The organism is Streptomyces soli, assembly GCF_003999195.1.
Classification (GTDB): Bacteria; Actinomycetota; Actinomycetes; order Streptomycetales; family Streptomycetaceae; genus Actinacidiphila; species Actinacidiphila soli.
The window spans coordinates 1-13,391 of record NZ_RJVR01000210.1 but is presented as its reverse complement, the minus strand read 5'-3'; the positions used below and the strand labels follow the sequence as shown (position 1 = coordinate 13,391).

Here is a 13,391-nt window from a genome sequence, read left to right as displayed (position 1 = left end):
TGGCTCTCGCCTGGCGGCGTTGTCGTCGGTCGACGACGTCCCCCAGCCTGGCGGCTGGGTGGGGGTCCTCCCCCCGGACGGAGTCTGGGGGAGAGTGCCCCTACCGCCTTGCCAGACTCGGCCCTCGACATGCGGGCGCCTTCACGCTGAAGCTCGTCGACCACGGGTGGAGCGACCTGGACGAGGCCACCGTCTCCACCTACACCGTCCCCGCCTCGCTCCTCGCCAAGAAGCTCACCGTCACCGTCACGGCCCGCCGTACCGGCTACGCCGACGGCACCGCGACCTCCTCGGCGATCACCGTCGCCAAGGGCGTCGCTCCCAAGGCCACCAAGCTGCCGGCGATCACCGGCACGGCCAAGGTGGGCCGTACGCTCACCGCCTCGCACGGCACGTGGACGCCCAGCCCGACCTCGTACACCTACCAGTGGTACGCCAACGGCAAGGCGATCAAGGGAGCCACCGAGGCCAAGCTGCTCCTCAAGTCCGCGTAGCGCGGGAAGAAGATCACCATCAAGGTCACCGCCCACCGCACGGGCTACGCCAACGGCACGGTGGTCAGCAAAGCGACCAAGGCCGTAGCCCGCTGACGCTCCCTATCGGCAAACCCTGCACATCGTGCACACACGAGACGCCCAGCAACTTGACAGAATCCCAATTCGCCAAGTGGTCGGAAACTTAATGCGGGTATGTCCGATCGGGATCAGCGGCGGGAACCTGCTCAGATTAATTGACTGTTGAGACCACGTGAAGAAGGCGTCGGGGTCCCGTGGACAATTGCGTGCAGGTGCCTTGCGGCAGCCAAGCGGTGGTGCTGATCCTGCGATCGGTGGGTGGACGGGTGGCCTGTTGAGGTGGTTGCATCGTGCCCCGGACGGGAGTTGTCCCGGTTTTTCGGGAATCAGGCGACCGTCTGACCGGCCGGATCGGGGATTACCCCCGAGCCGGCCGACGCTATTCGGAACACCAAAGCCATGAAGGGAATCGCAATTCATGCGTAGCTTCACTCCTCAGGTCGAGACCCGCGAAATTGCCGACGCCGACCTGGACAATGTCGCCGGCGGTATCACCATTTCCGGCGGTGCCACCACCGGCCTCGTCGGCATTGCCGGCGGCGTTTCCGTCGACGGTCTCGACGAGACCCTCGGTGCCGTCGCGCCCGCTCTGTCCCTTCCGCAGCTCGCCGGCGGCGTCACTCTCTGACGGCGGCATTTGCTGCGAGGCTTCACAGCATGCATGGACCCCGGAACCCCTCCCTCCGGGGTCCATGCATGTTGTCGGCCGCTGCGCAAAGAATCATGCAAGCAGCGCAAAAAACTTACATAGCGTCGCCACTTCAGTAGCAGCTCCAAGAAAACATCTCGCAGAAGCCTTGTGGATCGGCGTGGCGGGTCCTTACTGTCGCCTCACCTCACGACGTCCGCTCCGCCTCGAACGTCCCGGGCGGTCGCGCCTTACGAGAGAAGCGAGTTGGGGATGGCACGGAGCAGCAGCAGGAGAGCGTGGCGAAGAACCGTGGCCGTGGTCGCGGTGACGGCTGGGATCGGCCTCGGGCTCGGTGGTACGGCTCAGGCCGGCGCGGAGAAGGCGGCGGGGGCCGTCGTGACGCGGGCGGGGCTGGATCCGGCGCTGGTGGCGGGGAAAGGGGCCGACCTCGGGTTCGCCGAGCAGGAGGCGGAGAACGCCGCGACGAACGGGAAGGTCATCGGGCCGGACCGGAGCGCGTACACGCTGCCTGCGGAGGCGTCCGGGCGGAAGGCGGTGACGCTGGAGCGGGGACAGTACGTGGAGTTCACCCTGCCGAGCGCCGCCAACGCGATCACTGTGCGGTACAGCATTCCGGACGGGCCGAACGGGGGCGGCATCACAGCGCCGCTCGACGTGACGGTGAACGGGGGCGCCCGGAAGACGATGACCCTGACCTCGCAGTACGCGTGGCTGTACAACCAGTATCCGTTCTCCAACGACCCCAACGCCGGGCTGCTGCACGACGACTGGTGGATCACCGAGTGCGGCTGCGTGCCCAGCGCCACCACGCCGGCGCCGGTGATCTCCAAGCCGTTCCGGCCGAACCACTTCTACGACGAGCAGCGTCTGCTGCTGGGCAGGACGTACAAGGCGGGTGACACCGTCCGGCTGGCGGTCCCGACGCGCGCGGGGGCCGTGTCGACGACCGTCGATCTGCTCGACTCGCAGCTGGTCGCCGCCCCGCACGTCGATCTCGCCGCGGCGAACGTACTCGCCTTCGGCGCCGATCCGACCGGGCGGCGGGACTCTGCCGGGGCGATCGACAAGGCCATCGCCTTCGCGCGGCGCGGGCACCGATCGGTCTACATCCCGCCGGGCACGTACCAGGTGAACCGGCACATCGTCGTGGACGACGTGACGATCGAGGGCGCCGGCAGCTGGTACACGATCATCAAGGGCCACCAGGTCACGCTCGACGCCCCAGCCCCCGACGGCTCGGTGCACACCGGCGTCGGCTTCTACGGCAAGGACGCGTCGGCCGGTGGCAGCCACAACGTCCACCTGTCCGGCTTCGCGATCGAGGGTGACGTCCGCGAGCGGATCGACACCGACCAGGTCAACGGCATCGGCGGGGCGCTCAGCGACTCGACGATCGAGGGCCTCTACATCCACCACACCAAGGTCGGCATGTGGTTCGACGGGCCCATGTCGAACCTGCGGATCACCGACAACGTCATCACCGACCAGATCGCCGACGGCCTCAACTTCCACACCGGCGTGACCGATTCGGTCGTACGCAACAACTTCGTCCGCAACTCCGGCGACGACGGACTGGCCATGTGGTCGGAGAAGACCGGCAACGCCCGCAACACCTTCGACCACAACACCGTCCAGACGCCGGTGCTCGCCAACGGCATCGCCATCTACGGCGGCACCGACAACACGGTCTCCGCCAACCTCATCGCCGACCCGATCCGCGAGGGCAGCGCCCTGCACGTGGGCTCCCGCTTCGGCGCCGAGCCGTTCACCGGGCATCTGTGGATCACCGGCAACACCACCGTACGGGCCGGAACCTACGAGCTGAACTGGAAGATCGGCCTCGGGGCCATCTGGTTCTACGCCCTGGAGAAGAACATCGACGCGGACATCCGCGTGACCGGTGACACCTACCTCGACAACACCTACAACGCCATCATGCTGGTCACCGACTGGCCGGTGAAGGACACGTACTCGGTCACCAACGTCCACTTCAAGGACATCAAGGTCGACGGCACCGGCACCTCTGTCGTCAGCGCCCGGACCGCCGGATCGGCGACCTTCGACAACGTCGACGCCCGCAATGTCGGCGCGGTCGGCGTCAACAACTGCGGATCGTTCAACTTCCCCGCCACCGGCTCCGAATTCTCCCTCACCGACCTCGGCGGCAACGACGGCGGCGGCACCACCGGCCCCTGGCTTGCCCCCTGGGAGCTCCCCAACACCATCACCTGCGACGACCGCCCGCCGGTCGTCGCGCCTCCGGCGCCGTCCCCCTGGTAACACCCACCCCGACACAGGCCCCGGGGCCGCCCGCGAAGGCTGCGGGCGGCCCCGTTCCTGATCCGGCTGCCTTGATCCGCCGGCGTCTGACAGCGCGCGCGGCCGGAGGCGGACTGGTGCGAGGTCGCGCCGGGAGTCAGGATGATCCTCATGCCTGAGTCAACTGCCTTCCACGACCTGGGGGCGTTCGTCGCGCTGCCCCGGGTGTCATCGCTGGCCCTGTCACCGGACGGAACCCGACTGGTGACGGTGGTTCAGGAACTGTCCGCCGACCGCACCAGGTTTGTCGGGGCGCTGTGGGACGTCGACCCGTCCGGGGAGCGCCCGGCACGGCGGCTGACGCGCTCCGGGCGCGGGGAGTCCGCCCCTGGGTTCCTGCCCGACGGCACGCTGCTCTTCCTCTCCTCGCGCCCGATCGCCGACCCCGGGGAGGGGGAGGACGACAAGCGGGAGGCGGCGCTGTGGAGCCTGCCGGCGGGTGGCGGTGAGGCCGAGCAGCTGCTGGCCAGGCCCGGGGGGATCGACGAGTACGCGACCGCCGCCGGGGCGTCACGGATCGCGCTGGCGGCGTCCGTGCTGCCCGGCGCGGCAAACCCTGAGCAGGACGCGGAGTTGCGCGAGGCCCGCCAGAAGGCCAAGGTGTCGGCGATCCTGCACGAGGCGGTGCCGGTGAGGTACTGGGACCACGACCTCGGGCCCGGCGTCCCGAGGGTGTTCAGCGTCCAGGACGCCGCCGCCGACGAGCCCGTCGTGGTGGACTGCGGCGCGCGCCGGATCGGAGCGTACGAGGGGATCGCGGTCTCCCCCGACGGCTCGCTGACCGCCTACACCGCGGGCGTGGGCACGCTCCCCGACGAGATCCGCGCCGCGATCGTGGTCGCGGACGCCGCCACGGGCAAGCAGCTGCGGGTGCTGGAGGCCCCCGACGCCGAGTTCGCCGCACCGGCCTTCACCCCGGACGGCCGCCACCTGGTCTGCGTCCGCGATCGCCGGATCACCTGGGACGAGCCGGGTGACGTCACGCTGTGGCTCGCGGACGCCACCGACGACCAGGACCTTGGACGCGACCTGCTGCCCGGTTTCGACCAGTGGCCTGGTGGCCCGGTCGTCTCCCCGGTCCCCGGCGAGGACGGCACGCCGGTGGTCTGGTTCACCGCCGACGAAGCCGGGCACGCCCCGGTCTTCCGGCTCTCCACCGGTACCGGCGAGGTGGTCAGGCTCACCGCGTCCGGCGCCTACTCCAACGTGGTCGTGAGCCCGGACGGCCGCACCCTGTACGCCCTGCGCTCGGCGGTGGACAGCCCGCCGACCCCCGTACGCCTCGAGGCCGCGACGCCCGACCAGCAGCCGGTGCCGCTGCTGTCCCCTGGCCAGGTGGGCGAGTTGTCCGGCAGCCTCACCGAGGTGCACACCACCGCCGAGGACGGTACGGCGCTGCGCGCCTGGCTCGTACTGCCGCGCGACGCCTCCGCCGCGACCCCCGCGCCACTCCTGCTGTGGGTGCACGGCGGCCCGCAGACCAGCTGGAACGCCTGGCACTGGCGCTGGAATCCCTGGGTTGCCGCAGCCGCCGGCTACGCGGTCCTGCTGCCGGACCCGGCGCTTTCCACCGGCTACGGCCAGCGGATGCACGAGCGCGGCTGGGCCCACTGGGGCGGAGCCCCGTACGAGGACGTGATGGCACTGACCGACACCGCCCTGCGGCGCGATGACCTCGACAGCGAGCGCACAGCCATGATGGGCGGCTCGTACGGCGGCTACATGGCCAACTGGATCGCCACCCAGACCGACCGCTTCAAGGCGATCGTCACCCACGCCAGCCTGTGGAACATGTACAGCTTCGCCGGCGTCACCGACTTCCCGGCCTACTGGATGCGCCGGCAGGGCGACCCGCTGGTGCGCACCGACCGGTACGAGCTCGAGTCCCCGCACCTTCGGGCCGCCAAAATCACCACACCGATGCTGGTCATCCACGGCGACAAGGACTACCGCGTACCGATCGGCGAGGCCCTGGCCCTCTGGAACGACCTGGCGCGGTTCGAAGTCCCGGCCAAATTCCTGTACTTCCCGGACGAAGGCCACTGGATCCTCAAACCGAACAACGTCCGCCTCTGGTACGCCACCGTGCTGGGCTTCCTGGCCCACCACGTCCTGGGCGAGGAGTGGCAACGCCCCGAGCTGCTCTGACGACTGCCCGCTAAAGGGTGAGGTAGGGCCGGAGCTGGACAGGCGCGCGTCGCCTGGCCGTCCGGATCAGGATCCCCACCAGCACTGCGAGATCGGCCGCGCCCGCCGGATCGTCGACGTAGCGGATGGTCTGGAGGGGGCCCACCTCGCCCAGTACGACACCTTCCCGTGCCAGCACGAAGGTGAGCGTGAGCAGGGCTGCCCGTCCGTTGCCATCCGTGAAGGGGTGGAAGAACGCCACATCCAGGTAGGCCCTGGCCGCGCGGGCGGCCAGGGCCACACTCTGCTCGTCGCTGCCTCGCAGACAGCGGGTGAAGTCCTTCGCGGTGTGCGAGGTCAGGCGGTAGCGTTCGCGGCCGCCCTTCGCATAGGCGTCGCCCGACCGGCACCGGGCGCCCGCCCGGTGCCGGTCCTGCACGTGCCCTTCACACCAGCGCTCCCCCTGCCACCACCCCTCCATACGGGACAGCACAGGCGGCACGAACTCCTTGATCCGGGCGGTGACGTAGGCCTCCTCGGCCTCATCCCAGACGAAGGGGTGGCGTTTCGGGTCGACATCGTGCCAGGTCAGCGGGCGGTAGTTGGGCCGCCACCGCGCCAAGGTTTCGCCGCAGGAGCCGGCGGCGGACGAAGACCGCTGACATGACCGCCGACCGGCACGCGCCTTCCGTGAGTCAGGGCGTGCGCCCGATGAAGGCCAGCAAGCGAGCCTGTACGTCCGCGCTTTCGGGCACCTCGACCCGTGGGCCGTACTGCCCGCTTTTGCGGAGCAGGTCGTCGAGCGGCAGCATCCCCTCGAGCAACTGGGCGCACTTGACAGGATCGAGGCGCTCCTCCTGGCCGGTGGCCCGCGTCAGGTCCCAGGTGTGGAGGAAGACGTCGGTGGTGTAGAAGCGATCGACCGCCTGGTCCAGCGGGAGGTCTCCGATGTGCGGGTTCGACAGCACTTTCTCCGCCGTGGCCGGATCGTCGAGGAGTGCCTGAACCCCCTCGCTGTGCACCGTCCAGGCCGTCACCGGGTCGTCATCCACCGACGGCCCCTTCGGCAGCCCGACTCCGGCGCCGGACTTCAGGAAGTCCGGGAACCACTCGACAAGGTGACGCACCACGTCCCGGGCGACCCACCCGTCGCACGGTGCCGGGCTGTCCCACGCCTCTGGACGCACGCCGCGTACGCGGTCGGTGAATACCCGTGCGACGCTGCGGTGCTCATCGGCTGCACTCGTCATGTCCTCAAGCCTCCATCTCGGTACGTGAGCCGTCGTCGCCGCTCTGCCGGCCGCGAAGCAGCTCGTCAAGTCGCTCGTGGCCTTCGAGGACGCCACGTCCCATGCCGCTCGCGATCATCGCGTCGCGTGCCTCGAAGGAGCCCATCAGCGATGTGGTGGTGACCCGGGTGCGACCACCGAGGTCCGCGAAGACGGCCGTCTCCAGACTGACGCCGTCCGGGAAGCCCTCGAAGGTGAAGGTCTGCACGATGCGCTCGTCGGGGCGCACCTCGTGGAACACCCCGTGGAAGCCGTACTCGGTCCCGTCGTCCTCGCGATGCACATAGCGGTACGACCCACCGCTGCGCGCGTCGTACCGGTCGATCCACATGGTGAGCCGACGCGGGCCGAGCCACTGCACGACCAGATCAGGATCGGTGTACGCGCGGAACAGGCGCTCCGGCGGAGCGTCGAACTCCCGGGTGATCACGATGGTGGGCACAGCCGGGTCGGCCGCGATCTGCGTCTCATGGCGGTGATTCGTGCTGGAGGTGGTCATGATGCTGCTTCCTTCGTCGCAGTGCCCGTCACCGGCTCCTCGCCCATCCGCTCGAGGACGGCATCGAGACGGCGGAACCGGTCCTCCGCCTCGCGCCGGTATCGCTCTATCCACTTCGTCATGAGGTCGAATACCTCCGCCTCGAGGTGGCAGGGCCGTCGCTGAGCGTCCCTGCTGCGACTGACCAGACCGGCGTCTTCCAGGACCCTGATGTGCTTGGACACGGCCTGCAGGGTGACGTCGTACGGCTCGGCCAGTTCGTTGACCGTGGCGTCACCGGCGGCCAGCCGGGCCACGATGTCGCGTCGGATCGGGTCGGCCAGAGCGGAGAACACCCGGGACAGCCCGTCGTCGCTCATCCCGCACCTCGCATCCTCAACTGATTGGTTGAATACAACCTACGCTTGAGACCTGGCGTGGTCAACCGTCCGGTTTAATACCCGGCTGCCGGACCGGAGGACTAACGGGGCTTCGCCCGTACGTGCATGCGCTCACCCTGTCTCCCGAAGAGGCTGAGGATCTCCACGGGCTCCGCGTCCGCGCTGTTGAACCAGTGCGGCAGCCGGGTGTCGCACTCGGCGGCCTCGCCCGGCCCGAGCACGAGGTCGTGGTCCGCCAGCACCAGCCGCAGCCGGCCGTTCGGCACGTGCAGCCACCCATAGCCCTCATGCGTACGCGGATCGGGTTCCGCACCACGGTCCGGGATGATCATCTTGTACGCCTGGCGCGGACCAGGGCTACGGGTCAGCGCCACCACGGTGCCACCCGGCGTCTTGCGCGGTGCCAGCCGCACCCGGGGGGTCGCCCACCTCGGGCGCGCCGACCAGCTCGTCCAGTGGCACCTGATAGGCCCCGGCGAGCGGCAGCAGCACGCCGGACCGCTCGGCTTCTGGCCGGATGTTGTCGACGACGCGGCTCACCACGTCGGGCGGATCGAAGAGGACCGGATCGACAACGGTGTGCTGGGAGCGGGCCAGGGTGAGCAGACCGTCGATATCCCTTTCGTGCCGGGAGTTGACCTCCAGCAGGGTCTCGCCCAGCCGGGCCACCTCCGGCGGGGAATCGGGCCGCCCCAGGGCGACCTCGATCAGAGTTCGGTTGATCACGAGGGGAGTCTTCAACTCATGGGAGGCGTTCGCGACGAGGCGCCGCTGCCCGTCGAAGGCGGAATCCAGACGGGACAGCATGTCGTCGATCCGGCTGCAGTTCCTCGCCGAGTCCCTTCTCCTGGCCGCGCTGGGCGGCGTACTTCTCGGCATCGGGGTGGCGACGGCCTACGCGTCCACGCAGCACTGGCCGACGGTCGTCCCCCCGTGGGCCATGGTCGGCGGCGTCGGAGCGACGCTGCTGATCGGCGCCACCGCCGGCCTCTACCCAGCGGTGCGGGCGTCGCGGCTGTCGCCCACGGAGGCTCTGGCGTAGCGGTGACGCGACGGGACCGCCGGTGACCTGCTGCTCGCCGGCGGATCGGGCCATCTGGAGAGGCGGCGATCAGGTTGGCGCGGCTCCCGGAGCCGGCCGACATCAAGCCACATGAGATTCTCATCTAAACGCCTCAGGGGGTGGACGGGAGAACAGGACGTGCGAAACGCGGACAACGCGGACAGCCTGGCAAGGGTGAATGCTGCCGACAAGGACGGGGCACATGTCGGGCGGATCGGCCGTTCGCCGCTGCGGTGGCACCTCGCACTCCTCACCGTGTGGACGCTGGCCTGGTTCATCGCGGCCGAACGCCACGGCGGCGTGTCATGGCACTACATCAAGAACGGTGAACAACTACTCTTCGGCCAAGTGCCCGGCGGCGGCCTCGCGCTCTACGTCAACCACCCCGAGCTGCAGATAGGCCCCGTCAGTTTCCTCGTCGCGGGCTTGTTCGCGCCTTTCCCCGCAGGCCTCGGCGAGAAGCTTGCCGAGGCCACCATGTCCGGTCTCGGCCTCTATATGCTCGTGCTCATTGGGCGCACCGCCGCCGAGCACTACCGTGGCTCCGGCCTCAACCACAAGCGTCTGCAGCAGCGCGTGCTCATCGCGGGGCTCGCCTTCATCCCGATGTGGGTCGAGGTCTCGGTGCGGTTCGCCCACCTCGACGACGTGCTGGCGCTCTTCTTCACCACGCTCGCCGTGCGCTCCCTCGTCCGCGGCAACGCCACCGCACTCGGCGTCATCCTCGCCCTCGCGGTGGACTCCAAACCCTGGGCCGTCGCGTTCCTGCCGCTGCTGCTCGCGCTGCCCAAATCGACCTGGCTGCGCTCCTGCGCGGTCGTGGTCGGCGTGGTCGCCGTCGCGTGGCTGCCGTTCTATCTGACGCACATGAACACCATGAACGCGGCGCACTTCACGATCCCTAACCAGGCCGCGTCCTCGCTGCGCTGGTTCGGCGCGACCGGTTCCGTCACGCCCTGGTGGGACCGTCCTGCCCAGATGGCGCTCGGCCTCGGCCTCGGAGCGTGGGCGGTACGCAGGGGCCGCTGGCCCGCCATGGTTCTCCTCGCGGCGGACGCGCGCATCGTGCTCGACCCGAGCGTCTACACGTACTACAACGCCTCGATACTGCTGGGCACGGTGATCTGGGACGCGATAGGGCAGCGCCGCCTTGTGCCGTGGGTGAGCTGGATAGCCTTGATCACTCTCTACGGCAGCGCCCTTTTCGTACCGTCCGACTCGACGCGCGGGCTGATACGCCTGGCCTTCGCCGTCGGCTCCGCCGCCTACGTGCTGTTCTCGCCGGTGCGGCCGCCACGACGGGGCCGCCTGGTTCGCACCGCGGATACGTCCGCGCATGTCCCGGCCCAGGCCACCGGCGTCCACGACCGGCCGCATCAGACCCGGGCGGCCTGACAGCACCCGCCGCGACGCCAGCCCGTCGCCTTTCGAGGCCGGATGGGATCCTGACCTGCGAAAACGGCTACATGTGCATGACTGCGTGGTTCCGCGGAACTGACTGCCGTCGACCGTGTGCCCCGCCCTGTCCGGCACGGAGCCATACGATGACCTGGGCTGAGCCCGTCGGTCTTCGTGAGCTCTGTCTACGCGAGGGGGTCTATGCCGCCGTGGTTGTCCACGGGGGCGCACTCCGACGTGCGCCTCCCGCGGCCGGCCCGGCTCAGACGGCGAGGTCCGCCGGTCACCCGGCCCGGCCGTGCTCCGGGCGCTGATCCTGGTCCTCGGTGGGCGGACCGCCGCGGTACCGGACTGCCTCGCGCACGACGCACGCACCCAGCGGCCCGAATAGCGCGTACGGAAGGAGTGCTCCGAGCGGCTCAGGAATATCGTGGAGATATGTCCGTTTACGTGAAACTGGTTCACGAGGCCCTGGAGCCCGCGGAGCCATCCCGCGGGCCACTGGACATGCAGTACGAAGACAAGCCCGGGACCGTTACCTACGAGTACGACCTGCACCCGAGCGGGGCGTTGCGGATCCTGCGCGTCTCCGAGAACGCCCCCCACGTCGTCGAAGGATTCTTCGGGCCCGGAGCCTGGCTCCAGGTCTCCGGCAGATACCTGCGAAAGGGTCCCGAGTACTGATGGGCAGGCGCTGGGTAGCGAGCAGAGGGGGGTGACGGTGTTCGAAGCCGGCGATATCCGAGAGTGGGGGGCATGCGGTCGTCGACGCGGGCGTCCGCAAGGCCGGCACGCTCGAGGCGGTCCTACTGCTGCTCCTCGTAGCGGTTGCCCTGGGCATCCGTGGGCGCGGTCGTCTTCATCGCTGCCATCCTCCTGGCGGGCGTACGGCTTCGGTGAAGCGCCAGAAGCCCCGGTCGCTGAGGCCGGCTGGTCGACCGTGGGATAGCGTCGACCGTAGGGCAGCGAGGCGGCGCAATCAGGCTGGCGACGCAGACCCCAAACGGCCCCGGCGCATTCACGCAGTCACACCGAGGCCGTCCCTTCCGGGCCGTTCCACGTGAGAGTGGACGACCCACTTTCCAGGCTACCGCTCCAGGCCGCGCTTGCCGCTCGGCGGTCAGGCAGCTTGCGGCGGCGTCATCATCAGGCCACTTCCGCGCCGACTCGCCTTCGATTCCGTCGCGCCTCCTCGCGGAAACGCTCCGTACCCACCACATCGCCCGCACGGCATCCCGGCCGGAGGACCGCACCGTCATCGTCGTTGGCGGGAGCCTGGACGTCCCTTCCGGTTCCGTCGGCCGACTCCTGGCGGGACATCGCTGTAGTGGAATGCCGTGATCCTCTCGTCGTGCTGCGTGTTGAGCCGATGGATCAGGAACATTCCCGCGATGACGATAGTGATGATCACAGCCACGGTGATGACGGTCTCCACGTCCTCACCTCCCGCGGGCTGAGGCCGGCAACCCGACCGGGTTCCTGACCTCCGAGGCGGCGCCGCCTTCCGTCTCCCACTCCTCCTCCCTGCTCCGCGCCTCGCTCGCGTCACGGGTGTCCTCGCTTGCCCTCAGCCCGCTTGCGCTGACGAGGCCGCCGGGGGTGGCTGCGGCGGACATCAGCCGGGCGGCGGCAGCCGCACCGGTCTCCGGCGGGATCACCAGCAGGTCCCATCGGCCCAGGAGACCTGGAACCGACCCCGCCGGGGTCAGGGACAGGCGGGCCGGTGGCGAGGGTACGCGCTCATCAATGGCTGTACGGTCGATCGTCGCGGTCATGGCGCGGACCCGTCCCCGGGCTCGTCTCCGACGTCCCGGAATTGTTGCTCACCGCGAACGACACCGGCGTGGGAGCCGATGTCCGAAGTACTCCCGGTCCTTCGACTCTACTCCGGTCGGCAGTCCATGAATGGGCGCGTGACCAGGTACTTTCCCGGGAGGACGGGTGTCAGTGCGCCGGTGCGGCGCGTCCGCGTGCCAGACGCGGAGTACGGTGAAATGACAGGTCACTTCGTTTGGCGGGCGCACTCCCCGCAGACGGGCGAACACATGATGGCCGACTCCGATACTCCCCACGTCCCCCAGCTTCTGCCGGACGCGATCCACCAGGCCGTGAAACCCGGGACGGCTCTGTTGAGGCTGGAGACAAGACATGCCCGTGGGGGAATTCTCGACGGCGCCTGGTGGCCGCGTTCTCGCGACATGGCCACCGAGCTTTCCGGCCTGATCGCCGCGCTGTCCGAGTATCTCGGCCCCGTCACCCGTGTCGGCCTGGACGCCGGCGCCTGGGAGGAACTGCCGACACGTCTGATCGTCGACGACCGGGTCGTGCATATCGACTCATTCCCAGTCGGTGACGACACTGTCCTCCTCACCCGAGGCGATCGGGACCACTACTCCCTGCTGGTGGTCCCGCCGCACGCGGCGCCCGACGCGGCACGCGCTGCAATGGCCAGGGCCGTCCGGGCCGACAACGTCACCGAGGCCGAACAGATCCTCATCGACACCGGCACTCATCGAGCACGCCCGATTCCCGCCGAAGAGCCTCGCGCGGGCCAAGGGCGCCGCGAACGGTGAGGAAGCCTTCGCGGCCTCGACGCCACCGCCACCAGCGCGGTCACGGTCTACCCGGACGGCACCAGCCGCCCGACCGCGTCCAACCTCGACTTCCGGGCCGGGCAGGTCAACCCCAACCTGGTCACGGTCCGGGTGGGCAAGGACGGCTACGTCGACCTCTACAACGCCCACGGCCATGTGGACCTCATCGCCGACGTGGAGGGCTACTACACGACCACGCCCAGTACGACCGACGAACGGCTGAGCAGCCTCGCCGCGGTCACTCCCACCCGGGTGCTGGACACCCGATCCGGCGTCGGCGCCCACAAGTGCAAGGTCGGGCCCGGCAGCGTCACGACCGTCACCCTTGCGAAGGCGAAGGGCCTGGCCGCGATCGGCGCCGTCCTCGACGTCACCGTGACCGGTGGCACCAAGAACGGCGTGGCGGAGCTGCCCTATGGCTCGACTTGTTCGCGGCAGCGTGCGCGACTGCTCTTGTGCGCCTACGTTGCCGTCAGCTGCTGCCGTCGCCTTCGC

At 69.3% G+C, this 13,391-nt stretch carries 11 protein-coding genes and 5 pseudogenes; 9 read left to right on the top strand and 7 right to left on the bottom strand.

Annotated features, from left to right (window positions below; translation table 11 throughout):
* Window positions 1–185: 185 nt before the first annotated feature.
* The 4 genes and pseudogenes from EFK10_RS50495 to EFK10_RS20080 form a co-directional block, all read left to right on the top strand.
* Window positions 186–590, top strand: a pseudogene (locus EFK10_RS50495) (hypothetical protein); the annotation flags it as partial.
* Window positions 591–993: 403 nt separating this feature from the next.
* The gene (locus EFK10_RS20090; RefSeq protein WP_127357057.1) at window positions 994–1,203 is read left to right on the top strand and encodes a hypothetical protein; all 210 of its coding nucleotides are present in this window, start codon (window positions 994–996) and stop codon (window positions 1,201–1,203) included.
* A 273-nt stretch (window positions 1,204–1,476) separates the two neighbouring features.
* Window positions 1,477–3,507: a glycosyl hydrolase family 28-related protein gene (locus EFK10_RS20085; RefSeq protein WP_127357056.1), complete on the top strand. Its 2,031-nt coding sequence runs from the start codon at window positions 1,477–1,479 to the stop codon at window positions 3,505–3,507.
* Between the two features lie 150 nt (window positions 3,508–3,657).
* Window positions 3,658–5,694, top strand: a complete 2,037-nt coding sequence (locus EFK10_RS20080) for a S9 family peptidase (RefSeq protein WP_206305517.1) — start codon at window positions 3,658–3,660, stop codon at window positions 5,692–5,694.
* A gap of 10 nt (window positions 5,695–5,704) precedes the next feature.
* Here the strand turns inward: EFK10_RS20080 and EFK10_RS20075 are convergent, their stop codons facing one another.
* The 6 genes and pseudogenes from EFK10_RS20075 to EFK10_RS50480 form a co-directional block, all read right to left on the bottom strand.
* Window positions 5,705–6,295 (bottom strand): Fic family protein, encoded by a 591-nt coding sequence (locus EFK10_RS20075; RefSeq protein ID WP_240677341.1) that lies wholly within the window; start codon window positions 6,293–6,295, stop codon window positions 5,705–5,707.
* A 73-nt stretch (window positions 6,296–6,368) separates the two neighbouring features.
* Window positions 6,369–6,923: a TIGR03086 family metal-binding protein gene (locus EFK10_RS50490; protein WP_164836072.1), complete on the bottom strand. Its 555-nt coding sequence runs from the start codon at window positions 6,921–6,923 to the stop codon at window positions 6,369–6,371.
* Window positions 6,924–6,927: 4 nt separating this feature from the next.
* Window positions 6,928–7,461 carry an SRPBCC family protein gene (locus EFK10_RS50485; RefSeq protein WP_164836071.1) on the bottom strand — a complete coding sequence of 178 codons (534 nt, stop codon included), beginning with the start codon at window positions 7,459–7,461 and terminating at the stop codon, window positions 6,928–6,930.
* On the bottom strand, window positions 7,458–7,820 hold the full coding sequence (locus EFK10_RS20065; RefSeq protein ID WP_127357054.1) for an ArsR/SmtB family transcription factor: 363 nt from the start codon (window positions 7,818–7,820) through the stop codon (window positions 7,458–7,460). Before EFK10_RS20065 ends, EFK10_RS50485 begins: the two co-directional genes overlap by 4 nt.
* Before the next feature lie 101 nt (window positions 7,821–7,921).
* Window positions 7,922–8,357, bottom strand: a pseudogene (locus tag EFK10_RS47565) (cupin domain-containing protein); the annotation flags it as partial.
* Window positions 8,358–8,480: 123 nt separating this feature from the next.
* Window positions 8,481–8,648: pseudogene (locus EFK10_RS50480) on the bottom strand (histidine kinase dimerization/phospho-acceptor domain-containing protein); the annotation flags it as partial.
* Between the two features lie 7 nt (window positions 8,649–8,655).
* On the opposite strand from EFK10_RS50480, the pseudogene EFK10_RS20055 reads away from it, so the two are divergent.
* The 3 genes and pseudogenes from EFK10_RS20055 to EFK10_RS20045 form a co-directional block, all read left to right on the top strand.
* Window positions 8,656–8,883: pseudogene (locus tag EFK10_RS20055) on the top strand (ABC transporter permease); the annotation flags it as partial.
* Between the two features lie 195 nt (window positions 8,884–9,078).
* A complete protein-coding gene (locus EFK10_RS20050; RefSeq protein WP_240677339.1) occupies window positions 9,079–10,299 on the top strand; it encodes a hypothetical protein in 1,221 nt (406 codons plus the stop codon).
* Window positions 10,300–10,740: 441 nt separating this feature from the next.
* Window positions 10,741–10,986 (top strand): hypothetical protein, encoded by a 246-nt coding sequence (locus EFK10_RS20045; RefSeq protein ID WP_127357053.1) that lies wholly within the window; start codon window positions 10,741–10,743, stop codon window positions 10,984–10,986.
* 755 nt (window positions 10,987–11,741) lie between these two features.
* On the opposite strand, the gene EFK10_RS20035 is transcribed toward EFK10_RS20045, so the two are convergent.
* On the bottom strand, window positions 11,742–12,077 hold the full coding sequence (locus EFK10_RS20035; protein ID WP_127357052.1) for a hypothetical protein: 336 nt from the start codon (window positions 12,075–12,077) through the stop codon (window positions 11,742–11,744).
* Between the two features lie 273 nt (window positions 12,078–12,350).
* Between EFK10_RS20035 and EFK10_RS20030 the strand changes: the two genes are divergently transcribed.
* Window positions 12,351–12,875 (top strand): DUF5994 family protein, encoded by a 525-nt coding sequence (locus EFK10_RS20030; protein WP_127357058.1) that lies wholly within the window; start codon window positions 12,351–12,353, stop codon window positions 12,873–12,875.
* 132 nt (window positions 12,876–13,007) lie between these two features.
* Window positions 13,008–13,391: pseudogene (locus EFK10_RS20025) on the top strand (hypothetical protein); the annotation flags it as partial.

Coding starts and splice junctions, on each gene's coding strand:
- EFK10_RS20035 (WP_127357052.1), bottom strand. CDS start 12,077: ATGACCGCGACGATCGACCGTACAGCCATTGATGAGCGCGTACCCTCG.
- EFK10_RS20085 (WP_127357056.1), top strand. CDS start 1,477: ATGGCACGGAGCAGCAGCAGGAGAGCGTGGCGAAGAACCGTGGCCGTG.
- EFK10_RS20030 (WP_127357058.1), top strand. CDS start 12,351: ATGGCCGACTCCGATACTCCCCACGTCCCCCAGCTTCTGCCGGACGCG.
- EFK10_RS50490 (WP_164836072.1), bottom strand. CDS start 6,923: ATGACGAGTGCAGCCGATGAGCACCGCAGCGTCGCACGGGTATTCACC.
- EFK10_RS20090 (WP_127357057.1), top strand. CDS start 994: ATGCGTAGCTTCACTCCTCAGGTCGAGACCCGCGAAATTGCCGACGCC.
- EFK10_RS20080 (WP_206305517.1), top strand. CDS start 3,658: ATGCCTGAGTCAACTGCCTTCCACGACCTGGGGGCGTTCGTCGCGCTG.
- EFK10_RS20045 (WP_127357053.1), top strand. CDS start 10,741: ATGTCCGTTTACGTGAAACTGGTTCACGAGGCCCTGGAGCCCGCGGAG.
- EFK10_RS20065 (WP_127357054.1), bottom strand. CDS start 7,820: ATGAGCGACGACGGGCTGTCCCGGGTGTTCTCCGCTCTGGCCGACCCG.
- EFK10_RS50485 (WP_164836071.1), bottom strand. CDS start 7,461: ATGACCACCTCCAGCACGAATCACCGCCATGAGACGCAGATCGCGGCC.